The sequence below is a fragment of the Streptomyces vastus genome, from assembly GCF_039532825.1.
GTDB lineage: Bacteria > Actinomycetota > Actinomycetes > Streptomycetales > Streptomycetaceae > Streptomyces > Streptomyces vastus.
In genome coordinates this window covers 1-21,851 of the sequence record NZ_BAAASJ010000072.1, presented here as the reverse complement: position 1 = coordinate 21,851, position 21,851 = coordinate 1, and the positions used below count along the sequence as shown (strand labels likewise).

General features: G+C 69.0%; 20 protein-coding genes and 1 pseudogene. 10 read left to right on the top strand and 11 right to left on the bottom strand.

Features of this window, described 5'->3' with window-relative positions:
- The first annotated feature begins 373 nt into the window (after positions 1–373).
- The gene (locus ABD357_RS26375) at positions 374–790 is read left to right on the top strand and encodes a YchJ family protein (protein WP_344393437.1); all 417 of its coding nucleotides are present in this window, start codon (positions 374–376) and stop codon (positions 788–790) included.
- Positions 791–796: 6 nt separating this feature from the next.
- Here the strand turns inward: ABD357_RS26375 and ABD357_RS26370 are convergent, their stop codons facing one another.
- Positions 797–1,498, bottom strand: a complete 702-nt coding sequence (locus tag ABD357_RS26370; RefSeq protein WP_344393436.1) for a FadR/GntR family transcriptional regulator — start codon at positions 1,496–1,498, stop codon at positions 797–799.
- Between the two features lie 198 nt (positions 1,499–1,696).
- Here ABD357_RS26370 and ABD357_RS26365 point away from each other — a divergent pair, with 198 nt between their 5' ends.
- Complete coding sequence (locus tag ABD357_RS26365; protein WP_344393434.1) at positions 1,697–2,215, top strand: gluconokinase; 519 nt, start codon at positions 1,697–1,699, stop codon at positions 2,213–2,215.
- A 79-nt stretch (positions 2,216–2,294) separates the two neighbouring features.
- The gene (locus ABD357_RS26360; RefSeq protein WP_344393433.1) at positions 2,295–3,692 is read left to right on the top strand and encodes a GntT/GntP/DsdX family permease; all 1,398 of its coding nucleotides are present in this window, start codon (positions 2,295–2,297) and stop codon (positions 3,690–3,692) included.
- A gap of 563 nt (positions 3,693–4,255) precedes the next feature.
- Here ABD357_RS26360 and ABD357_RS26355 read toward each other — a convergent pair.
- From ABD357_RS26355 to ABD357_RS26335, 5 genes are all read right to left on the bottom strand, one after another.
- Complete coding sequence (locus ABD357_RS26355; RefSeq protein WP_425585013.1) at positions 4,256–4,957, bottom strand: cytochrome b/b6 domain-containing protein; 702 nt, start codon at positions 4,955–4,957, stop codon at positions 4,256–4,258.
- Positions 4,944–5,663, bottom strand: a complete 720-nt coding sequence (locus ABD357_RS26350; RefSeq protein WP_344393432.1) for a molybdopterin-dependent oxidoreductase — start codon at positions 5,661–5,663, stop codon at positions 4,944–4,946. The genes ABD357_RS26355 and ABD357_RS26350 overlap by 14 nt, the downstream gene beginning before the upstream one ends.
- Positions 5,664–5,758: 95 nt before the next feature.
- A complete protein-coding gene (locus ABD357_RS26345; RefSeq protein ID WP_344393431.1) occupies positions 5,759–7,324 on the bottom strand; it encodes an APC family permease in 1,566 nt (521 codons plus the stop codon).
- 116 nt (positions 7,325–7,440) lie between these two features.
- Entirely contained in the window at positions 7,441–8,394 is a 954-nt protein-coding gene (locus ABD357_RS26340) for a hypothetical protein (protein ID WP_344393430.1), read from the bottom strand.
- 175 nt (positions 8,395–8,569) lie between these two features.
- Positions 8,570–10,225, bottom strand: a complete 1,656-nt coding sequence (locus ABD357_RS26335) for an FAD-binding dehydrogenase (protein ID WP_344393429.1) — start codon at positions 10,223–10,225, stop codon at positions 8,570–8,572.
- Positions 10,226–10,576: 351 nt separating this feature from the next.
- Here ABD357_RS26335 and ABD357_RS26330 point away from each other — a divergent pair, with 351 nt between their 5' ends.
- From ABD357_RS26330 to ABD357_RS26315, 4 genes are all read left to right on the top strand, one after another.
- Complete coding sequence (locus ABD357_RS26330) at positions 10,577–10,969, top strand: YidH family protein (RefSeq protein ID WP_344393427.1); 393 nt, start codon at positions 10,577–10,579, stop codon at positions 10,967–10,969.
- A gap of 7 nt (positions 10,970–10,976) precedes the next feature.
- Entirely contained in the window at positions 10,977–11,324 is a 348-nt protein-coding gene (locus ABD357_RS26325) for a DUF202 domain-containing protein (RefSeq protein ID WP_344393426.1), read from the top strand.
- A gap of 171 nt (positions 11,325–11,495) precedes the next feature.
- Entirely contained in the window at positions 11,496–12,518 is a 1,023-nt protein-coding gene (locus tag ABD357_RS26320; protein WP_344393425.1) for a phosphotransferase family protein, read from the top strand.
- A gap of 6 nt (positions 12,519–12,524) precedes the next feature.
- Entirely contained in the window at positions 12,525–13,739 is a 1,215-nt protein-coding gene (locus ABD357_RS26315; RefSeq protein ID WP_344393423.1) for an acyl-CoA dehydrogenase family protein, read from the top strand.
- Positions 13,740–13,744: 5 nt separating this feature from the next.
- On the opposite strand, the gene ABD357_RS26310 is transcribed toward ABD357_RS26315, so the two are convergent.
- The 3 genes from ABD357_RS26310 to ABD357_RS26300 all read right to left on the bottom strand — a co-directional run bounded on the left by ABD357_RS26310 (position 13,745) and on the right by ABD357_RS26300 (position 18,378).
- Positions 13,745–14,338: a TetR/AcrR family transcriptional regulator gene (locus ABD357_RS26310; RefSeq protein ID WP_344393422.1), complete on the bottom strand. Its 594-nt coding sequence runs from the start codon at positions 14,336–14,338 to the stop codon at positions 13,745–13,747.
- 217 nt (positions 14,339–14,555) lie between these two features.
- Positions 14,556–15,320 (bottom strand): SDR family oxidoreductase, encoded by a 765-nt coding sequence (locus ABD357_RS26305; RefSeq protein ID WP_344393420.1) that lies wholly within the window; start codon positions 15,318–15,320, stop codon positions 14,556–14,558.
- A gap of 196 nt (positions 15,321–15,516) precedes the next feature.
- The gene (locus ABD357_RS26300) at positions 15,517–18,378 is read right to left on the bottom strand and encodes a penicillin acylase family protein (protein WP_344393419.1); all 2,862 of its coding nucleotides are present in this window, start codon (positions 18,376–18,378) and stop codon (positions 15,517–15,519) included.
- Between the two features lie 284 nt (positions 18,379–18,662).
- On the opposite strand from ABD357_RS26300, the gene ABD357_RS26295 reads away from it, so the two are divergent.
- Positions 18,663–19,265 (top strand): hypothetical protein, encoded by a 603-nt coding sequence (locus tag ABD357_RS26295; protein WP_344393418.1) that lies wholly within the window; start codon positions 18,663–18,665, stop codon positions 19,263–19,265.
- An 89-nt stretch (positions 19,266–19,354) separates the two neighbouring features.
- Here the strand turns inward: ABD357_RS26295 and ABD357_RS26290 are convergent, their stop codons facing one another.
- Positions 19,355–19,873 (bottom strand): hypothetical protein, encoded by a 519-nt coding sequence (locus tag ABD357_RS26290; RefSeq protein ID WP_344393416.1) that lies wholly within the window; start codon positions 19,871–19,873, stop codon positions 19,355–19,357.
- A 54-nt stretch (positions 19,874–19,927) separates the two neighbouring features.
- Between ABD357_RS26290 and ABD357_RS26285 the strand changes: the two genes are divergently transcribed.
- A complete protein-coding gene (locus ABD357_RS26285; protein ID WP_344393415.1) occupies positions 19,928–20,569 on the top strand; it encodes a TetR/AcrR family transcriptional regulator in 642 nt (213 codons plus the stop codon).
- A 59-nt stretch (positions 20,570–20,628) separates the two neighbouring features.
- Positions 20,629–21,429 (top strand): ArsR/SmtB family transcription factor, encoded by an 801-nt coding sequence (locus ABD357_RS26280; protein ID WP_344393413.1) that lies wholly within the window; start codon positions 20,629–20,631, stop codon positions 21,427–21,429.
- 45 nt (positions 21,430–21,474) lie between these two features.
- On the opposite strand, the pseudogene ABD357_RS26275 reads toward ABD357_RS26280, so the two are convergent.
- Positions 21,475–21,774, bottom strand: a pseudogene (locus ABD357_RS26275) (zinc ribbon domain-containing protein); the annotation flags it as partial.
- Between the last annotated feature and the right edge of the window lie 77 nt (positions 21,775–21,851).

Genomic DNA, 21,851 nt, shown 5'->3' with positions numbered 1-21,851 from the left:
AGTCCGTCGCAGGCGGGGCATACGACCCTGGCCTGGTACAAGGCCCTGGTTCTCCGAGACAGAACCTAAGCGACGGACATACGACGCACCGGCCCACGTCCCCTCCCGCCGGAGGGAAGCTGCGGGTAGTTGGGGGTGCGGGCTCCCTCCGGGGACTGGCTTTTCCGGGCCGCGGCTGCCTTCCGGGACGCGGGCTTGCTCTGGGCGCTGGCCCCTTCCGGTCGCGGGGGAGCCGCAGGCTTTTGCTTTTAGGGGCGCGGGGAACTGCGCGACCAGCCACGACGCACCCGCAGCCGCGACACGAAGTGTCACCACCCACCCCTTGGCGGGGCCTGGGGCGCAGCCCCAGGCGGGGCCCGGGCACAATGGGGCCATGTCCCGACGTGGTTCTCGGCAGCGGTCGCGTGGTCTTGCGGCGGATGCCGGTGCGTGCCCCTGCGGCCTCGGCGCGGCGTACGAGAGGTGTTGTGGTCGCCTGCACTCGGGTGCTCAAGGGGCGGCGACTGCCGAGGCGCTGATGCGGTCGCGGTACTGCGCGTTCGTGCGGCGCGACGAGGCGTACCTGCTGCGGACCTGGCATCCGCGGACCCGGCCGGCGCGCGTGGAGTTCGACCCTGGGATGCGGTGGACCGGGCTGGAGATTCTCGGTACGGGTGAGGGGTCGGCGTTCCACAGCGCCGGGACCGTGACCTTCCGGGCCTCGTACGCTGGTGGCTCGCTGCAGGAGCGGAGCCGGTTCGAGCGGGTCGACGGGGCGTGGGTGTACGTCGACGGGGAGTTCCTCGAGTAGGCGGGCTCAGGGCGCCAGTATGTCCAGCTCCTGGAGGGCGCCCACCGCGATCTCGCGGGTCAGCTCCTCGGCGCGGGCCGCGTCGCGCTCCCGTACCGCCTCGGCGAGCTTGACGTGCAGGGTGACGGCGGCCGGGTCGGGGTCCCAGAACATGACCTGGTGGTGGGTGCGGCCCGTCAAGACCTCTGCGACGACGTCGCCGAGACGGGCGAACATCTCGTTGCGGGACGCGTTGAGGATGACCCGGTGGAAGGCGATGTCGTGGAAGAGGTACTTCTCGAGCTGGTGGCCGCGTGAGGTGGCGACCATGCCCAGGGCGCACTCGGTGAGTTCGGCGCACTCTTCGGCCGTGGCGTGCTGGGCGGCCAGGCCCGCGGCGACCGGTTCGACGGCGGAGCGCAGCACGGTGAGCGAGCGCAGCTGGCGCGGGCGGTCGGCGCCCGCGAGACGCCACCGGATGACCTGCGGATCGTAGACGTTCCACTCGGAGGTGGGGAGCACCGTCACGCCGACCCGGCGACGGGACTCGACCAGGTGCATCGACTCCAGGACCCGTACGGCCTCCCGCATCACCGACCGCGACACCTCGAAGCGCTGCGCCAGCTCGTCGGTGCGCAGCACGCTGCCCGGCGGGTACTCACCCGCGGTGATGGCAGGACCGAGGCTCTCCAGTACATGGCCGTGCAGCCCCCGGCCCGGTGTGCTCATGGGGTTCAGCCTACGAGGCGGCCCACGCGGAGAAAAAGTCAGACTTTTATGCCACAGACTCTTGAATTCGTATGACCAATGAGTTTCAGTGTCGTGCACGGATGCGGCACCCGACATCGAACGCTCGATGTCCACCCGTCGATGCCGACTGCTCGATGTCAGCCATCCGATGACAAAGAAGAAGACAGCGAGAACACGATGAATCAACCGCGGTTCCCCCATGTCGTCGTGGTCATGGGCGTCGCAGGCACCGGCAAGACCACCGTCGGGCCCCCCATCGCCGACCGGCTCGGCGTGCCGTACGCCGAGGGCGACGACTTCCACCCCGAGGCCAACATCGCCAAGATGTCGGCCGGTACGCCGCTCACCGACGAGGACCGCAGGCCCTGGCTGGACGCCATCGGCCGGTGGGCGCACGAGCGGGCCGGTCTCGGCGGGGTGGTCAGCTGCTCGGCGCTGAAACGGAGTTACCGCGACCGCTTGCGGGCCTCCGCGCCCGGCGTCGTCTTCGTCCATCTCACGGGTGACCGCAAACTCATCGAGGACCGGATGGCGCACCGTAAGGGGCACTTCATGCCGACGGCGCTGCTGGACTCCCAGTTCGCCACCCTCCAGCCGCTCGAGGCGGACGAGGCGGGTGTCGCCGTGGACGTCTCCGGCAGTCCGGAGGAGATCGCCGAGCGGGCTGTGACCGCTCTTCAGGACCTCGACCGGTAACTCCCTCGCCCAGTAACGCTCCGGGAACTCCCCCGAGCAGTAACTCCCCCTCCCCCCAAGCCATTCAAGGAAGAGCACCGTGACCAGTCTCAGTGTCGAGATGCTGGCAGCGGACCCCGTCGAGCCGATCACCTCGGCGGGTCACGCGCAGCTGGGCATCGCCGTTCTGGCGGGCATCGCCGTCATCGTCCTGCTCATCACCAAGTTCAAGCTGCACGCCTTTCTCGCGCTGACCATCGGGACGCTGGCGCTGGGCGCCATCGCCGGGGCGCCGCTCGACAAGGCCATCACCAGTTTCAGCGCAGGCCTCGGCTCGACGGTCGCCGGCGTCGGTGTCCTCATCGCCCTCGGTGCCATCCTCGGCAAGCTGCTCGCGGACTCCGGCGGCGCGGACCAGATCGTCGACACGATCCTCGCGAAGGCGGGCGGACGTTCGATGCCGTGGGCGATGGTGCTGATCGCCTCGGTGATCGGGCTGCCGCTGTTCTTCGAGGTCGGCATCGTGCTGCTGATCCCGGTCGTCCTGATGGTGGCCAAGCGCGGCAACTACTCGCTGATGCGGATCGGTATCCCTGCCCTCGCGGGGCTGTCCGTGATGCACGGTCTGATCCCGCCGCACCCCGGCCCGTTGGTCGCGATCGACACCGTGAAGGCGGACCTCGGTGTCACCCTCGCCCTCGGCCTGCTCGTCGCCATACCGACCGTGGTCATCGCAGGCCCGATGTTCTCGAAGTACGCGGCCCGCTGGGTGGACGTCCCCGCCCCCGAGAAGATGATCCCCCAGCGCACCTCCGACGATCTGGAGAAGCGTCCCGGCTTCGGCGTCACCATCGCCACCGTGCTGCTGCCGGTCGTGCTGATGCTGGCCAAGGCCCTGGTGGACATCGTCATCGACGATCCCGAGAACACGGTGCAGCGCGTCTTCGACGTGATCGGCTCCCCGCTGATCGCGTTGCTCGCGGCCGTGGTCGTCGGCATCTTCACCCTCGGCCGGGCGGCCGGCTTCACCAAGGACCGGATCTCTACGACGGTCGAGAAGTCCCTCGGTCCGATCGCGGGCATCCTGCTCATCGTCGGCGCGGGTGGCGGTTTCAAGCAGACGCTGATCGACTCCGGTGTGGGTCAGATGATCCTGGACATATCCGAGGACTGGTCGATACCCGCGCTGCTCCTCGCCTGGCTGATCGCGGTGGCGATCCGGCTGGCGACCGGGTCCGCCACCGTCGCCACGATCTCGGCCGCCGGGCTTGTCGCGCCGCTTGCGGCCGATATGTCGACTGCGCACGCGTCTTTGCTGGTGCTGGCGATCGGGGCGGGTTCGCTGTTCTTCAGCCATGTGAACGATGCCGGGTTCTGGCTGGTGAAGGAGTACTTCGGCCTCGATGTCGGCCAGACGATCAAAACGTGGTCGGTGATGGAGACCATCATCTCGGTGGTCGCCGGGGGTGTGGTGTTGCTGTTGTCGCTCGTTATTTAGCGGGGTTCGACACCTCGGGTGGGGGCGGGTTTTCTTTCCCCAGCCCCGCCCCTTCCCGAAACTGGGGGCTGCGCCCCCAGCCCCCGCCAGGGGGTGGGGTGACACTGCGTGTCGCGGCTGCGGTTGCGTTGTGGCTGGTCGCGCCCCGCGGCGGAGCCGCTGATGTCACAGCCCCGCGCCCCTGAATCGTAAATAGATGGCGTCCAAGGTCAACAAGGCTCTGTCGCCATCGATTTACAAGATCACTGGGTGTCGCCGTCAGGCGACCGGACTACTGAAAAACCAAAGCCTGCGACCCCCCGCGCCCGGAGAAAGCACGCGCCCCGGAAGGGCACGTGCCCCGGGAAAGCCGGTACCCGCGACTGCCCGCAGTCTCCAACCGGCGGGAGGGGACGTGGGGCGGTGCGTCGTATGCCCGTCGCTCAGGTTCTGTCTCAGGTCACCCCGCACGTGTACCGACACCGGGCCGTATGCCCGGCCTGCGACGGACTGACGCACCGGCCCACGGCCCCGACCCGCACCCGCACCCGCACCCGCACCCGCACCCGACAAACCGCACCCCACTACGGGCGCCAAAGCGAATGCTCCCGCTTTGCCCACTCCCTGCTCACCGACCCCGTCCGCATCCCCCGCCGCGCCTCCGGATCCGCCAGTGCCATGCCGATGTGTCCGGCCAGGACGATGCCGATCGTCAGGGCCAGCCAGTCGTGGACGAACGTGGCGCTCGTGCGCCAGACGAGTGGTGTGAGGTGCGTGAACCACATCATCAGCCCCGTACCGAGCATCACCAGCGTCGCCCCGGCGATCCACGCCGCGTACGTCTTCTGACCCGCGTTGAACTTGCCGGCCGGACGCGAGGCGCCGTGGGCGTCACGCCGCAGAGCCGACCGCAGCCACACGCGGTCATGCGCCCCGAACCGGTTCAGCAACCGCAGGTCCGCGCGGAACGCGCGGGAGGCGAGCCCCACCAGCACCGGAACCGGCAGCAACAGTCCAGACCACTCATGCACCACGACCACCAGTGCACGGCGCCCGACCAGTTCCGCCAGCTGGGGCACGTACAGGCAGGCGGCAGTCACCACGCACAGCCCCATCAACACAGCCGTCGCTCGGTGCACCCAACGCTCACCCCGACTGAACCGCCGCACCCGCGCGGAGCCGCCGGAGACGGCAGAGACGGCGGGCTCGTCGGGGTGAACCGGATCGGCCGGTCGCGCCGAACCAGCCGCCGACCCAGCCGCCGACGGAGTCTCAGGTGACTTCATCGTCACGTCCGTTCGAGCGTCCCACCCACGCGTCCACGTCGTAACCGCGCTTCTCCCAGTAGCCAGGACGGACGTCCGACGTGAGGGTGATGCCGGAGAGCCACTTCGCGGACTTGTAGAAGTACATGGGGGCGACATAGAGGCGGACGGGGCCGCCATGGGAGTGGGACAGGCCCTTGTCCTGCATACGGAGGGCGACGAGGACGTCGTCGCGGCGGGCCTGGGACAGTGTCAGGCTCTCCGAGTACGCACCGTCGAAGCATGTGAAGCGCACCGCTCCGGCCGAGGACCGCACCCCGGCCGCGTCCAGCAACCGCGACAGCCGTACGCCTTCGAAGGGCGTGTCCGGCACTCGCCAGCCCGTGACGCACTGGACGTCGCGGACCATCCGGGTCTGCGGCAGGGCGCGCAGCTCGTCGAGCGTGTACGTGGTGGGACGGTCCACCAGCCCGTCGATGGTGAGGCGGTAGTCGTCCTCGCCCTTCTTCGGGACGGACGAGGTGACCGAGTAGTAGCGGAAGCCGCCGCCGTTGGGCAGGAGGCCGGTCAGTCCGGTGGGGTCCTTGTCCGCGGCCCCGCCGAGGAAGGACTCGAGGCCGCGCTGGAGCGTGGGCGCGGCGGCCACGCCCAGAGCGCCGAGTCCGAGGGTGCCGAGCAGGAGCCGCCGCCCTATGGGGGTGCCGCCCGGCTCTGGTTCCGATGCCATCGGTTGTTCCGAGTTCACGCATTGATTCGAGCACCCCTGGCCCCCGGAAAGCCAGGGATCAGGGGGTGCCCGTCAGTAATCCGTAACCACTGGCCTCAGGAGCCGGACTCCGCCACCTTGTCCAGCTGGAAGGCCTCGTTCCCGAGCCCGATACGGGCGTGCGCCGCGGGGTTGCGTGTGCGCAGCAGCAGGCCCTGGAGGAGGCCGAGGAGGGCGGCCAGCACGATGATGCCCGGCAGCACCCAGGTCAGCGCGGAGCCGGGGCCCGCGCCCACGAGTACGTCGAAGTCCGTGACGCTGTAGAACGCGATGACCAGGAGCGCGACGCCCGCGACCGCGGACGCGGCCAGCCGCCAGGCCTGCGCACCGGCCGCGCCACGGCGGACGAAGAAGACGATGACCGAGAGCGAGGCGGTCGCCATGAGCAGGATGACGCCGAGCGCTCCGATGTTGCCGAACCAGGTGAACAGCTGCAGCACGGGCGCGGTCGGGTCACCGGTCGGCTTGTCGTCGGCCACCGCGAAGCCCGCTACGACCAGCACGGCAACGACGGTCTGCAAGAGCGAGCCCGTGCCGGGGGCACCGCTCGTGCCCGCCGTGCGGCCGAACGAGGAGGGCAACAGCCCCTCCCGGCCCATGGCGAAGGCGTACCGCGCGACGACGTTGTGGAAGCTGAGCAATGCCGCGAACATGCCGGTCACGAACAGGACATGGAGGACATCCGTGAACGTCTCGCCGAGCCGCGACTGGGTGAGGAAGAACAGCAGCCCGGCACTCTGCTCCTGCGCGGTGCCCACAATCGCTTTGGGTCCGGCGGCGACGGTCAGCGCCCAGGAACTGAAGGCGAAGAAGACGGCGACGAAGCCGACCGCGAGGAACATCACGCGCGGAACCAGGATGTGCGGACGGCTGGTCTCCTCGGCGTACACGGGGGCCTGTTCGAAGCCGAGGAAGGCGGCGACGCAGAAGCACAGGGCGGTGCCGAGGCCCGCCCCGCTGAGAGTGTCCGGGTTGAAGGCGTGCAGCGACAGGCCCTCCGCGGCGGGGTCGGCGACGGCCGCGATGTCGAAGATGACGACGAGCGCCACCTCGATGAGCAGCAGGACGCCGAGTACGCGCGCGTTGACGTCGATCTTCAGCCAGCCGAGCGCGCCGACGACGAGCGCGGCCACCAACGCCGGTATCCACCAGGCGATTTCGAGGTCGAGGTAGGTGGCGAACAGCCCGGACACCTCGAAACCGAAGATGCCGTAGATGCCCACCTGGAGGGCGTTGTACGCGACGAGTGCGACCGCCGCCGCAGCGGAGCCCGCGGTGCCGCCGAGGCCGCGGGCGACGTACGCGTAGAAGGCGCCGGCGTTGTGGACGTGGCGGCTCATCTCCGCGTATCCGACGCTGAAGAGGACGAGCACCACTCCGAGGATGACGAAGAGCAGCGGCTGGCCGACGATGCCCATCACCGCGAATGCCGTGGGCATGACACCCGCGACCACCATGAGCGGAGCGGTGGCCGCGAGCACGGACAGAAGCAGGCCCGCCGTGCCGAGCCGGTCGGCGCGCAGTGCGCGCTCGTGCCCCTTGAAGGTGCTGATACCACTGCCGTCGGCTGCCGTTCTGCTCGCGCTCGAAGTGCTCGAGGGGTTCGAACTGCCCGTCGTCATCGCGGGATTGTCCTTTCGGATATTTCGGACCAAGTGCGGTCGCTTACTGCTCACTGGCTACTGCTCGCCTGCCGCTGATCACTGGTCACTGGTCATTGGTCACTTACTGCTGGTGTTCACGCCGTGCCGAGCACACTGTCGCGTGCGGCACGGAAGGCGGTGTACGGATCTCGGTCGGGGTACGCCCAGGGGGCCGGGGTCGCGTGCGGTCCGATGCGGTGGAACAGGGCGGCGGCCTCGGCGCCCCGGCCCTCGCAGAACTTGGCGTGGGCAAGGAAGTTGAGATCGACGTTGCTGCGCGGATGGTCGTCGCGCTCCCATTCGAGCCACCAGTCGAAGGCGGCCTTCATCACCTGGCGGGCCCGGCGGCCGACCCAGTGCCCGGAGGCCACGGGGTCGGCGGGTTCCCAGCCGGCGGCGGCCAGCACGCGATAGCGCTCGGCGTGCGCGACGACCGGCAGGATCGCCAACGGAGAGTCGGCGGGCGCCTGTTCGGCAGACCAGCTGGCGAAGTCGTACACCTCGTGCAGCGGATCCTGGCCCGCTCCGGGCCGGCGCTCGGCGAGCCGGGCGGTCATCAGGTGGTGGGCGTGGTGGTGGTCGGGGTGGCGGTGGCGTACCTCGTCGAAGAGCCGGACCACGTCCTCGTCGCTGCCCAGGGTGCGCTCCAGCATCAGCAGACCGAGCCAGGGCGTGGGGTCGGCGGGCGCGAGCGCCACCGCGCTGTGGCAGGCCTTGCGTGCCCGGTCCGGCTTCTCCTTGCCGTTCAGGGCGCGTTGCACGGAGGCGACGGCGAGCAGCACGGCGGCGTCGGCGGACTCCGGTTCGGCGAGCAGCCAGTCGCGGGCCCAGGCCTGCGTACTGGACTCCTGCGCGAGCACGGTGACGCGGTGCGCGCGGCGGTCCCAGTCGTCGCCGGTCGCCACGAGCAGCGCGCGTACGGCGGTCCATCGGCCCTGCGCCAACGCGGCCCGGGCTGTGATGAGTTCGGTGTCACCGAGAGCACCGTCGAAGGCATGGGCCGCGCGCTTGCGGCCGCGGCCGAGGGGTGGGGGTGGGGGTGGGGACACCGCTCGACTTCCTCACACGGCGGTCACATGCGCGACTGATCACGCACAGCCAACCTCCACCCAACGCTTACGTCAAGCCTGACAGGTTGCTTATTTGTGTCGATCGCCTCCGGAACAGGGCATCAGAGGCCCGGAGTTGGGAGCCCGGGCCTCACCTCATCCCTCAACTCCCGCCTCAGCTCACCGCCTTCGCCGCCGCGCGGCCCGCCGTCCGGCCCGAGAACAGGCAGCCGCCGAGGAACGTGCCCTCCAGGGACCGGTATCCGTGCACTCCTCCGCCGCCGAACCCGGCCGCCTCCCCCGCCGCGTACACGCCGGACAGCGGATCCCCGCCCTCCGTCAGCACACGTGAGGAGAGGTCCGTCTCCAGGCCGCCGAGGGTCTTGCGGGTGAGGATGTTGAGGCGTACGGCGATCAGCGGTCCGGCCTTGGGATCGAGGATGCGGTGCGGGGAGGCCGTACGGATCAGCTTGTCCCCGAGGAACTTCCGGGCCCCTCGGATCGCCGTCACCTGGAGGTCCTTGGTGAACGGATTCGCGATCTCCCGGTCGCGCGCGGTGATCTCGCGGCGCAGGACGGCCTCGTCGACGAGCGGCTCCTTCGTGAGCGCGTTCATGCCGCGGACCAGCGCGCTCAGGTCCTTCTCGACGACGAAGTCGACTCCGTTGTCCATGAAGGCCTTCACCGGACCGGGTACGTCGGCCCGCGCCCGCACGAAGACGTCTCTGACGGACTTCCCGGTCAGATCAGGATTCTGCTCGGAACCCGAGAGCGCGAACTCCTTGCCGATGATCCGCTGGTTGAGCACGAACCACGTGTAGTCGTGCCCGCTCTTCATGATGTGCTCCAGCGTGCCGAGCGTGTCGAAGCCCGGGAAGAGCGGCACGGGCAGTCGCTTGCCCCGCGCGTCCAGCCACAACGACGACGGGCCGGGCAGGATGCGGATGCCGTGGTTGTCCCAGATGGGGTTCCAGTTCTGGATGCCCTCGGTGTAGTGCCACATGCGGTCGCGGTTGATGAGGTGCGCGCCCGCGTCCTCGGCGATGGCGAGCATCTTGCCGTCGACGTGCGCGGGCACGCCGGAGATCATCCGCTCCGGCGGACTGCCCAGCCGTTCCGGCCAGTTTTCGCGTACGAGATCGTGATTGCCGCCGATACCCCCCGAGGTGACGATCACCGCCTGGGCCCGCAACTCGAAGGCACCGGCGACCGTGCGGCTGCTCTCCTGGCCCCTCTCCATGTCCGAGGGCTCGAGAATCTCCCCGGTGACCGTGTCCACCGTTCCCGCGCTTCGCGACAGTCCCGTCACCCGGTGCCGGAACTTCAGCTGGACGAGCCCGCGGGCCACCCCGGCCCGCACCCGCCGCTCGAAAGGCTCGACGAGCCCCGGGCCGGTTCCCCACGTGATGTGGAAGCGCGGCACGGAGTTGCCGTGCCCGTTCGCGTCGTAGCCACCGCGCTCGGCCCAGCCCACGACCGGGAAGAACCGCACGCCCTGGCCATGCAGCCAGGACCGCTTCTCACCAGCCGCGAAGTCGACGTACGCCTCGGCCCACTTCCGCGGCCAGTGGTCCTCGGAACGGTCGAATGCGGCGGTGCCCATCCAGTCCTGGAGCGCCAGCGCATGGCTGTCCTTGATCCGCATACGACGCTGTTCAGGCGAGTTCACGAAGAACAGTCCGCCGAACGACCAGTGCGCCTGACCGCCGATCGACTGCTCCGGCTCCTGGTCGAGGAGGATCACCTTGCGGCCCGCGTCGACGAGCTCCGCGGTCGCCGCCAGACCGGCGAGGCCCGCCCCGATCACGATCACATCTGCGTCGTACGCCATGAGCAGGTCCTCCTCGGCTTGTTACTGGTCGGTCAGATCTTTGGGCACGGACGTGACCGCGTCAACCTGTTGCCTCCGGCGGTTGGGCGGGTGGGTTCGTTGTCGGGTGCGGGTTGAGTGTGGCTTGTCGCGCCCCGCGGCGGAGCCGCTGATGTCACAGCCCCGCGCCCCTGGGCCACGCCCCCTCCCACCGGTGGGAGACTGCGGGCGCGTGGTGGTTTTGGCTGAGTGGAGCCGCAGGCTTTTCAGAGGCGCGGGGAACTGCGCGAGCAACCGCCCACCCACCCGCAGCAGACAACGAACCCAACCCGCCCAACCACCGGAGGCACCCGCACATATAGGGTCACCAACGTGATCGAATTCGTGCGGAACGTCCGGGTGTGGTTCGCACCCGAGCGGATCAGGGAGGACGGCGGCACGCCGGACTACCGGTTCTCGCTCGCCAACGAGCGCACGTTCCTGGCATGGCTACGCACCGCCCTCGCCCTGATCGGCGGAGGCTTCGCAGTGGATCAGTTCCTGCCGGATCTGCGATGGGGCTGGCGCGTAGGCCTGGCCCTCGGACTGCTCGCCGCAGGCGTCCTGTGCTCGCTGCGCGCGGTGAACCACTGGGTGCGCTGCGAGCGCGCGATGCGCAGGGGCGAGGACCTGCCGGTATCCCGCTTCCCGGCCCTGCTGAGCATCGTGATCGCGATCGTCGCCGTCGCGATGGTCGCGGTCGTGCTCTTCGGCTGGGAAGGCTGACAGCGACGTGACCGCACCCGACCGGGACCCCCAGGAGACCGGGGACACCCGGGACCCCGGCCTGCAACCGGAACGCACGCGGCTGGCATGGCGCCGTACGACCCTCGCCGGCACCGTCGTCGCCGTACTCGCCGCCAGAACCGCCCTCCAAAGCGGCCCGACAGCCGCGAGGGTCCTCACCTGCGCCCTGTGCGCAGCACTCTGGCTGGGCTTCCTCACCGTCGCCCATCACCGCATCCGCACCCTGACGACGACCGAGCGGAGCGGCCCCGCGGCGCTCACCCGGAGGCACGCGACCGCCGCCGCCCTGTACACCGTGGCCCTGGCCGCCTGTGCGGTGGCGCTCGTCCTGTGAACAGCCGGGGAGCAGACCCGTTCGCGTACATTCGCCCAGGCCGGGTAGCCAACAAACCCCGTGCGATCGAGACCCACGAGAGACCGATCACGTTTCGCCGCCCCACTGGACGACATACCGACCGGTCGGCATCATGATGAGAACCCCTACACCGGCGTACGGAGGAACACGATGAGCCCGGACCACCCGCCAGGTCTTGATCTTGACCGATTGCGCGGCCTGCTCGATGCCGAGCGGCCCGGTCTGGTCCACGGCCCGCTGACGGGCCGGCTGATCGAGGGCGGACGGTCGAACCTCACGTACGCCGTGACGGACGGCAGCGCGAAGTGGGTCGTCCGACGGCCTCCGCTGGGCCATGTCCTGGCCACCGCACACGATATGAAGCGCGAGCACCGGGTGATCAGCGCGCTGCACCCGACGGACGTCCCGGTACCGCGTCCGGTGCTGCTGTGCGAGGACGAGGAGGTGCTGGGCGCACCGTTCTACGTCATGGACTTCGTGGAGGGCACGCCGTACCGGACGGCCGAGCAGCTCGCCCCGCTCGGCCCGGAGCGCACCCGCGACGCGGTGCTGAGCCTCGTCGACACGCTGGTCGAGCTGCACGCGGTGGACCCCGCCGAGGCGGGACTGGCGGACTTCGGGCGCCCTGAAGGCTTCCTGGACCGGCAACTGCGGCGCTGGGGCAAGCAGTTGGACGCCTCCCGCAATCGAGAGCTGGCCGGGATCGACGAACTGCACGCCGCACTCGGGCGCGAGCTGCCGCACTCCCTCACGGCCACGGTCGTGCACGGCGACTACCGCCTGGACAACGTACTGATCGGGGAAGGCGACCGGATCACGGCCATCCTCGACTGGGAGATGTCGACGCTCGGCGATCCGCTCACGGACCTCGGACTGCTGGTGATGTACAGCAAACCGCTCGGCGCGCCCGACTCTCCCGTGTCCACGACCGCCGAGGCCGCCGGGCATCCGGAGCCCGCCGAACTGATCGAACGGTACGCCGCGCGCTCGGGGCGCGACGTGTCCGCCGTCGCCTGGTACACGGCGTTCGCCTGGTTCAAGCTGGCCGTGATCCTTGAAGGCATCCACTACCGCTACACGCTCGGCCAGACGGTCGGCGCGGGCTTCGACCGCATCGGCGAGCTGGTGCCCGTGTTCATCGAGCACGGTCTGACCACTCTTCAGGAAGGCTGACCAGCAATGGACTTCGCTTTCGACGCGCGCACCGAGGAGCTGCGCGCCAAGCTGCTCGCCTTCATGGACGAGTACGTCTATCCGGCCGAGACAGTCGCCCATGAACAGCGGGCGGAGCTCGCCTCACCGTGGGACACCCCCGCTGTCGTAGAGGAGCTGAAGGCCGAGGCGCGACGGCAGGGGCTGTGGAATCTCTTCCTGCCGGACACCGAGTACGGTGCCGGGCTGACGAACCTCCAGTACGCGCCGCTCGCCGAAATCACCGGCCGTTCCCCGCAGTTGGCGCCGACGGCGACGAACTGCGCGGCGCCCGACACGGGGAACATGGAGGTGCTCGCCCAGTTCGGCGACGAGCAGCAGAAGAAGCAGTGGCTTCAGCCGCTGCTGGCCGGCGAGATCCGCTCGGCGTTCGCGATGACCGAGCCGGAGGTGGCCTCCTCGGACGCCACCAACATCACCACGCATATCGAGCGCGACGGCGACGAGTACGTCGTCACCGGCCGCAAGTGGTACATCTCCGGGGCGATGAACCCGGACTGCAGGATCTTCATCGTGATGGGCAAGACGGACCCGGACGGGACCGACATCCGCCGACAGCAGTCCATGGTGCTGGTGCCCCGCGACACCCCGGGCGTCGAGATCCGCCGCGCCATGCAGGTCTACGGCTACGAGGACCACTCACACGGCGGGCACGCGGAGGTCGTCTTCCACCAGGTACGGGTCCCCGTGGGCAATCTGATCGGCGAGGAGGGCGGCGGCTTCGCCATCGCCCAGGCGAGGCTCGGTCCGGGCCGTATCCACCACTGCATGCGGCTGATCGGCATGGCCGAACGGGCCATCGAGCTGATGTGCCGACGAGCCGTCTCACGGACCGCCTTCGGCAAGCCGCTCGCCCAGCAGGGCGTCGTGCAGAACTGGATCGCGGACGCGCGTGTGGCCGTCGAGCAGCTGCGGCTGCTGGTCCTGAAGACGGCCTGGATGATGGACACCGTCGGCAATCGCGGTGCGCACACCGAGATCCAGGCGATCAAGATCGCGACTCCGCGGACGGTCGTCGACATCCTCGACAAGGCCGTTCAGCTGCACGGCGCGGGTGGCGTCAGCCAGGACTTCCCGCTGGCCGAACTGTGGGCGAGCGCCCGCACGCTGAAGCTCGCCGACGGTCCGGACGAGGTGCACCAGCGGTCGCTGGCGCGCCGGGAGATCAAGCAGTACCTCTAAGTCCCTCAGGGGCGCAGAGCCCGCAGCAGCAGGTCGGCGAGGTGGTCGGCCACCTGCTGCGGGCTCAGCGGCCCGTCGGGGCGGTACCACGTCGACAGGTGGTGGACGGAGCCGAAGTGGTAATCCACCACCAGGTCGGCGGGCGTCGCCTTGGAGAAGACGCCCGATTCCTGGCCCTCCTCGATCAGGGCGCGGAAACGTTCGTGGTAGCGGCGGCGCTCGGCGCGTACCTGTTTGTTCTTCTCGGGGCTGAGGTGGTGCATGGAGCGCCAGAAGATCGACGCGTCGTCGAGGTTGTCGATCGTCGTGACGACCACGTCGGCCGCGGCACCCCGCAGCCGCTCCTCCACGGGTGCGTCGGCCTCCGCGAAGGAGTCCAGTCGCTCCTGCTGCAGGCGCAGCACGCGCGCGTACACCTCGTGCAGCAGATCGTCCTTGGAGCCGAAGTAGTGGTACAGCGCGCCTTTGGTGACGCCCGCCGCCTCAACGATCTCCTGCACCGAGGTGCGGTCGTATCCCTGCTCGGCGAAGAGTCTGGTGGCGGCCGCCAACAGCCGCCTCGGGACGGGCGTACCGTCCCCGTCCATCGTCTTGGGCACCGCCGCCACCTGCCTTTCCGAAGGTCACCAACCGTTGTCCGTGCTGCCCGCGATGACCTTACGGGCAGCAGCTCCCGCCGGAGGATCTTCCCACTGCCCTATTTCGGCAAGCAGGGCAGGTTCACGACCTGACGAGGGCGTTGTACGGGGCCAAGTCTCTCCCTCCGCTTCGCAGGGAGTGCGCCGGGGTCCGACTTGACCGCGTACAGGCGAGTCGTCACACTCCGTCAGCCTCCCATTTCTGCTGAATGTGGTTCATATTCGTCAGCCAGCGATCCGGGTCGCCGGCCCGCGCCTGGTAGTACCCGGCGACCTCGGGGTGCGGCAGGATCAGGAAACGGTCGTCCTCCATGCCCGCGAAGAGCGCGTCCGCGACCTCGTCGGGCTCGATAGCGGTCGGCTGGAGCACAAGATCGCCCGCGCTGCCCGTGTTGGCGAGCATGTCCGTCCGTACGCCCTGAGGGCAGATCGCGTGCACCTTGAGACCACGATGGCGGTACGTGAGCGACAGCCACTCGGCGAAGGCGTACGCACCGTGCTTGGTGACGCTGTAGGGCGCGGCACCGACCATGGTGAGCAGCCCGGCCGCCGAGACCGTCGAGATGAACCGACCACTGCCGCGCTCCAGCCACCCGGGGATCAACTCATGCGCCGCACGCACGTGCGCCATGACATTCACATCCCAGGCCATGGCCCAGACCTTCTCATCAGCCGCTTCCGTACCCGCGGAAGCGAGCCCCGCGTTGGCGCAGTAGACATCGACCGTGCCACCGAGCGCGTCCCGAGCCTCGCCCACGATCGCGGAGGCATCCCCCGCCACCGCGATACCACCGATCTCCTCGGCAACGGCCTGGGCCTTCACCCCGTCCAGATCATTGACGACAACCCGAGCCCCCTCAGCAGCGAACCGCCGGGCCAGCGCCGCCCCGATCCCGCCCCCCGCTCCGGTGACGACCACTCCGGCATCCTGCAAGGCTTCCACCCTCGGTCTCCTCACCACGACACGACGAGAATCGGCTGAGCATCAACACTGACGCGAACAGACTAACCGGTCGGTATGTAGCGAGGGAAGGGATGGCACAGGACGACGCGTCGGACAGCGGCGGCGGGGGCGAGGAAACCCCGCCCCCGCCGCCGGAGGGAACCGTCACGCCCCCGGAGGGACCCGTTACCGATGCCTACCGATGCCCGGGGAACTCCACGACCTGCTGGTACGTGGGCCGGTTCTGCCACTGGATCGGCCGGTGCTTGATGCCACCCACCGCTCGCTGGACGATGGCGTCCGAGCACCACTGGTCGCCGGCCGAGCAGACGTCGTCGCCCGGGTAGACGACGTTGGCGGGCTTGGCCGCGGCCTGGCTCAGGCTCGTCAGCAGAGCCGTCCGGCAGGCGTCGAGGTCGCCGTCGCCGCAGTAGGTGCGGCCCAGTTTGCCCTCCACCGGGTCACCCAGGACCGTACGGAGGTCCTTGTCGACGTAGCCCCACCAGCCGTACTGGAAGGCCGAGCCCGCGTGCGCGCCGGTCGCGCCGTGGCCGGCGGACGGTGACTCGTCGACCGTGAGCTGCGCGGTCAGCGCGTCCCACAGCTCCTGTCCGAGCCCCGGCTTGAACTCGGCCTCGACGAGCAGTGGCCACCACGCGTCCATGACCCGGATCGCGTCCGTGTGCGCATACTTCTTCGAGTTCGCGGACGTCTGCTTGCGCTGAGCACCCGCCTTCAGCCAGGCCTCCAGCTGGTCGACCGCCTTGACCTGCGCCGGATCACTGATCGGCTTGCTGCGCAGAACCTTGAGGAGTTCCGGCAGCACCTGCTCGCCGCGCAGGTCGACGACCGCGGCCTCGGCCATCGCCTTGGTCAGGGACGCCCTGGTGACACCCCCCTTGTCGACGAGCTTCTTCACCCGGTCGTCGAGGAGATCACCACGATGGACCGCGCCCATGCTGAAGTTGGCGGAACTGAAGTCCTTGACCTGCTTGTTGTTCCAGGAGATGTAGTAGTCCTGGTTGAGCGACTGCGGATGCTCGGCGGGTGGCGCCAGCGCGGCCGTGTTGTGCTCCGGGGCGAAGTCCCGCCACTCGTACGCCTTCTCGGCCTTCACCGGGAAGGACCCGTCGACGTCCTTCGCGCGCACCGGGTGACTGCCGCTCATGTAGTAGGCGGTGTCACGGGAGTCAGCGTAGAACCAGTTGAAGGCGTACGAGATGTTCTGTGCCGCCTTCTGGAAGGACTTCGCGTCCTTCACGTACGAGGGGTCGTTCATCATCTGGAAGCCGATGACGGAGTCGGCCTCGTGGCGGTAGGTGGAGCGCAGCGAGGTGTACGCGTAGGGCTTGCCGTCGATGGTCGCGCGGTGCGTGACGACGCCGTAGTTCGTTCTGAAGACCTGCATCCGGTAGGAGCCGGCGGCTGTGGAGTCGGCGACCGACGGCTTCCAGGCGTTGGTCTTCTCCATCTTCTCCATGGGGGTGCAGACGCCGCGGTAGAGGTACGACGTGGACTGCTTGGTGGGCGTGCCGCCGCCCGGCTCGCACAGCTGAAGGGCGTACGAGTCGGTGATGTCCTGGTGTGAGGAGGTGGCCGACCAGGAGTAGTCCTGGCCGCGGCCGAGCTGTACATACATGCCGACGCCCGCGAAGGAGACGCCGCGTGCGCTGATGCCCGGGCCCTGGAGCTCCTGCATCATCAGCAACTGCGGGGCGAAATAGCCGGTCTGCGGGCCGAAGACGGCGATCGGATGGCCGCTGGCGGTGTGCTTCCCGGAGACCATCAGGGCGTTGGACATGCCCTTCTTGGTCGCGCCGCCGCTGAAGAGGTCCTCCGGGAGGACTCCTTCGTTGAAGGCTCCCTTCAGGGGCTTCAGTTTGCTCGGCGTCTTCACCGAGGTGGTGGTCGCCTGCGCGCCCGACCGGGCGGCGCCCGTGCGGTCGTAGATCAGCTGCTCCTTCTCGACGGAGCCCGGATCCGGCAGGGCGGTGCCCTTCGGGTTCTCGGGCTTCGTCCCGTACGGGAAGCTGCTGCCGTCGTGGAGGGTCAGTACGGCCTCGGGGTCGTTGCGTCCGCGGAACGACTCCCAGACCTTGCTGCCTTCCTCGACGCCGTACTTCTGCTGGGCCTCGAGGAGGGCGATCGCGGACTCGACCTCTCCGCCGCCGCCGGTGCCGAAGAGGGCGCCCACGACGGAGGCGAGCGCGATCATGTCGGTCACCTTGAAGGGCTCGATCTCGCCCACGTTGGTGACCGAGTCGATCTTGCCGGTGAGGACGTACTCGCCGGGGAAGTAGCGGCCGTTCTTGGCGGCCACCCGGTAGGCGTTGAGGCCGTCGACATAGGCCTGCGCGTCCTCCATGGCCTGCTTGCCGCGCTCTCCGGAGTTGTTGAGCAGCCAGTCGACCTGCTTCTGGAAGTCGGCCTCCGTGTACGGGGCCTGCGGCCAGAACTGCTGCTCCAGGCCCTGGTTGGACTCCGCGCCGCCAGCGAACGGGGTCAACTCGCCACGTCCGATGTGCCGGAAGAGGTCGATGAGCCACATCCGGTCCTGGCCGGCCGCGTAGCCCGCGCCGAATTCGGTGCCGTAGCGCGTACTGCCCTTGATGTGGGGGATGCCGTACTTCTTGTCGCGTGTGATCGTCACGTCGTCACGGGGTTTGGTGACGGAGGCGACCTGGTCGGAGGCGACTCCGAAGGAGGCGTCGGCGTAGAAATTCTTGAGGGTGTCGTTGGTCAGGGACGGGTACCCGGACGACAGCGCGTCGTACGGGCCGAGTTGATCGTCCGCGTGCGCCGGCTGCGAACCGAACAGCTGATTGCCGAGGATCTCGGCGAGCGTGGCACTGCCGTTGGCACCCGGCGGCAGGATGTCCGCGCACTGCCCCTCGCAGTGGTCGGTCGCCTTCGGCTCCGGATCGGCGGCGGCCGACTGCTGCAGCGGTGACAGCAGGCCGACAGTGAGAACGAACACTGATGCGGCCTTCAGGAACCCCGCGAATCTGCGGGGAGTTCTCAGGCCGTGGGGGGTGGTGCGTGGGGTGCGCCGTCGCATTAGTGCTCCTCCCGACATTGATGCGCTGGAGGTTACCGCCGGTAGCCCAGAAGTTGAAGATGAGCAGGAGTCACCTTTTGACATCGCAACGGCCGGGCGGCTGAGGGGCATTGGCTGAAAGGAGTCCGATGTGCGGCTGAAATGCCGTTCCTCAGAGGGTTGATGGCGGTCCTCGGAAATCGGATGGAGCCGAATCGGCTGTCGATACGTCTATTCGGCAACGTTCGTACGACGACGCCGAAGTGACCGAAGTTCAGGTGCAGGTGTGACGGAGGTGCAGGGCGATGGCCGGTTTCCGGAGTCTGGCGAGACAGGTGCGCGATCCGAGGTGCGATCTGGCACTGCGGCGCTATTCACTGCGCAAGTGCCTTGAAAGGTTTGCCCCTTACGGACATCGGGCCACCTGGGACCATTTGTGCTCCCGGGCCGGGTTCGGTCCCGAGGACCGCTCCCCCGACCCGGCCCGGCTGGTGGCCGCGCTCGACGAACTCGAAGAGGCGCGCTCGGTGTGGCTCGCCTACGAGGACGCGTTCGCCGAGCGCCGCAGGAAGGAGAAGCACGACGGGCTCCGCAGGCCGGGCAGTGTCGACGACTGGCACCGGCTGACCTGGGGCGGTTGCGGCGTCGCATGGTGCGACGACCACCGGGTCCATCCCCATGAGCCCCTGGCGGAAGTACTGCGCCGGCTCATAGCGGCCCTGGAGCGCGAGCCCGGCGCGGTCTGCCCGGTTTGCTCGGGCGACCGCCTCACCTGGAAGTACGACCTGGCCCATGAACCGTCCTCGGGCCCGGTCTGCACGGACTGCGGGATCGTGGTCCCGCGTCCCGTTCTGACGCCTGAGGCCCTGGCGGAGTCCAGGCGGGGGCGGTTGTTGGTGTCGGTGTGAGCACGACGGGGGTGCGCCTGTCGGAGCCGCACCCCCGTGCATGTGAGCCCTCGGGCGCGTCATGGCCGCGGCTGCATGGCGCCCATGCACTACGGCCGTACGACGTCCGTGTGGATGGCCAGCTTGAACTCGGCGAGGAACATCGGCACAGCGATCTTCCTATCGCCGGTGCCGCGCGCCGATATCTTCAGGCCGAGTGGCGTTCCCGGGTGGACGAACATCTGCCAGACGTAGGTGCGGTACTGGCCGCCGCGGGTCGCTTGAATGTCGGTGGTGGCAGTCGAGTTGTAGCCCGTCGTCGCGTTCAGCGGGTCGCGTACGAAGCGGGCCCGGTACTCATGGGCGCGCGCGTCCGCCTCCCAGAACACCATCGCGGAGAGCACGCCCCAGCCGTCGTGGCTCGGCCAGATCAGCGCGGAGCGCGGGTCGGGGAACTTCGATGCGGTATCTCCGCCGTGCGCCGAGTCGTGCATGTTCCACGGGTCGTGCTGCTCCTCGCCCGTCACGTACGGGAAGCGCACTAAGTGATAGCCGTCCTGGTCGTATGTGATCCTCTGTGGCCCCGAGTGCGCGGCTTGCCACATCAGGGAACAGATGGCGACGCTCATGGGCCTCTCCTTTTTGTTGAGTGGGCCTGGGGCCCCGGCCCTACCATGTCCGCCATGGCCCGCCCCCGGAAGCCCTTGCTCAGTACCGACCGCATCGTTGCGGCGGCTCGGGCGCTCGTGGACGCCGAGGGGCTGGGCGCCGTCTCCACGCGTCGGCTCGCCGCCGAACTGGGGGTGAGTGGGCCCTCGCTCTACAACCACTTTCGTACGAAGGACCAGATTCTGGAGGCGGTTGCCGACTCGGTGAGCGCACAGGTCGATCTGTCGATGTTCGAGGACGGCCGGGACTGGCGTACCGCGCTGCATGACTGGGCTGTCTCCTATCGGGAGGCCCTGCGCGACCACCCGAACATCGTCCCGGTGCTCGCGCGAGGCCCCGGCCGCCGCCCGGCCGGGCTCCGCCTGGCGGACGTGGTGTTCGGCGCAATGGTCGAAGCGGGCTGGCCGCCCGCGCAGGCCACGTCCATCGGAGCGCTGATGCGGTACTTCATCATGGGCTCCGCGCTCGGCTCCTTCGCAGGGGGCTTCGTGGACGACGAGACCGCGTACGACCCCGCCGACTATCCCCATCTCGGGCAGGCCCATCTCCTCGCCGAGCGGCAGAAGAAGATCGACGAGCGGGCCTTCGAAACGGGGCTCTCGGCGCTGCTGGACGGACTGACGCGGCAGTACGAACAACTGGGGCGCACGGTGTAGCGCGGCGGCGACCGCATCGTTCGGCGGCTACCGAACCGTCCGTGTCGCATGCTGATGCCATGAGCATCAGGAACGCGCACCGCACGCGCCCCAGGACCACCCGGGCTCCAGGGCTCGCGGCGCTGGCCGGACTGATCGCCGACGAGACGCGAGCCGCCTTTCTGCTGGCTCTGCTCGACGGCCGGGCCTGGACCGCCGGCGAGCTCGCGCGCCACGCGGGCGTCGCCGCGTCGACTGCCAGCGAACATCTGGGCAAGCTCGTCGCAGGCGAACTGCTCGCCGAGGAGCGGCAAGGGCGGCATCGGTACGTACGCCTGGCCGACGCACGGGTCGCGCAGCTCGTCGAGGACCTCGCCGCGCAGGTCACGCCGGGCGCCGATCGGCCCCGCAGCTTGCGGGAGTCGAGCGCCGGGTCCGCGATGGCCCGTGGCCGCACCTGCTACGACCACCTTGCCGGACGCCTCGGCATCGCCGTCACGGATGCCATGACCGGGCTCCAACTGCTACGCCAGGACACGGGCTTCGCGCTCACCGACGAAGGACTCGCCTGGTTCGACGACCAGGGCATCCCTCTCGTACGCACCGGCCGTCGGCCGCTCGCCCGCGCCTGCCTCGACTGGACCGAACGCCGGCCGCACCTCGCAGGCGTCGCCGGCGCCGCCCTGTGCCGGCACGCCCTGGGCGCGGGCTGGTGTCTACGCATCGGCTCGGAACGGGCCGTGAAGATCACGGAGAAGGGCGAGCGGGCCTTCGCGGAGCTGCTGGGAATCGAGCCGACGACGCTCCACCGACATGCCCCCTTGTTCGCCCAGTACCCCGTCCGAAATTCGCGAGCCTTTCCTACCTCCCGCCGCCCCTAGCCTCTGGAGCGTGTTGACTTCTCCCCCTCGCTAACGAGGGGATACTCACGGCTCGCGCTGTGAGGGTTTCTGCTTCGTCGCCGACTGCCCGCCCGGAGTTCTCCGTTGAGGTCTTACACCGGCTCCACAGACAGACACCGCCAGCCCGGCGGCCAGAAGGTTCTTCGCCGCGTTCGCGTCCCGGTCATGGGTCGTCCCGCAGTCACACGTCCAGCTCCGGACGTTGAGCGGCATCTGCCCTTGCAGGGTGCCGCAGGTGGAGCACAGTTTGGACGAGGGGAAGAAGCGGTCCACCACGATCACTTCCCGCCCGTACCAGGCAGCCTTGTACTCCCGTACCGTTCTGGAGAGCCCGATCGGGAGTGGGCAGCGCTTCGCCGCTGCACCTCGTCCTCGCTGCTAATTAAGAGCTGCGACCAAGA

Coding starts and splice junctions, on each gene's coding strand:
- ABD357_RS26375 (WP_344393437.1), top strand. CDS start 374: ATGTCCCGACGTGGTTCTCGGCAGCGGTCGCGTGGTCTTGCGGCGGAT.
- ABD357_RS26370 (WP_344393436.1), bottom strand. CDS start 1,498: ATGAGCACACCGGGCCGGGGGCTGCACGGCCATGTACTGGAGAGCCTC.
- ABD357_RS26365 (WP_344393434.1), top strand. CDS start 1,697: ATGAATCAACCGCGGTTCCCCCATGTCGTCGTGGTCATGGGCGTCGCA.
- ABD357_RS26355 (WP_425585013.1), bottom strand. CDS start 4,957: ATGAAGTCACCTGAGACTCCGTCGGCGGCTGGGTCGGCGGCTGGTTCG.
- ABD357_RS26350 (WP_344393432.1), bottom strand. CDS start 5,663: ATGGCATCGGAACCAGAGCCGGGCGGCACCCCCATAGGGCGGCGGCTC.
- ABD357_RS26345 (WP_344393431.1), bottom strand. CDS start 7,324: ATGACGACGGGCAGTTCGAACCCCTCGAGCACTTCGAGCGCGAGCAGA.
- ABD357_RS26335 (WP_344393429.1), bottom strand. CDS start 10,225: ATGGCGTACGACGCAGATGTGATCGTGATCGGGGCGGGCCTCGCCGGT.
- ABD357_RS26320 (WP_344393425.1), top strand. CDS start 11,496: ATGAGCCCGGACCACCCGCCAGGTCTTGATCTTGACCGATTGCGCGGC.
- ABD357_RS26315 (WP_344393423.1), top strand. CDS start 12,525: ATGGACTTCGCTTTCGACGCGCGCACCGAGGAGCTGCGCGCCAAGCTG.
- ABD357_RS26300 (WP_344393419.1), bottom strand. CDS start 18,378: ATGCGACGGCGCACCCCACGCACCACCCCCCACGGCCTGAGAACTCCC.
- ABD357_RS26295 (WP_344393418.1), top strand. CDS start 18,663: ATGGCCGGTTTCCGGAGTCTGGCGAGACAGGTGCGCGATCCGAGGTGC.
- ABD357_RS26290 (WP_344393416.1), bottom strand. CDS start 19,873: ATGAGCGTCGCCATCTGTTCCCTGATGTGGCAAGCCGCGCACTCGGGG.
- ABD357_RS26285 (WP_344393415.1), top strand. CDS start 19,928: ATGGCCCGCCCCCGGAAGCCCTTGCTCAGTACCGACCGCATCGTTGCG.
- ABD357_RS26280 (WP_344393413.1), top strand. CDS start 20,629: ATGAGCATCAGGAACGCGCACCGCACGCGCCCCAGGACCACCCGGGCT.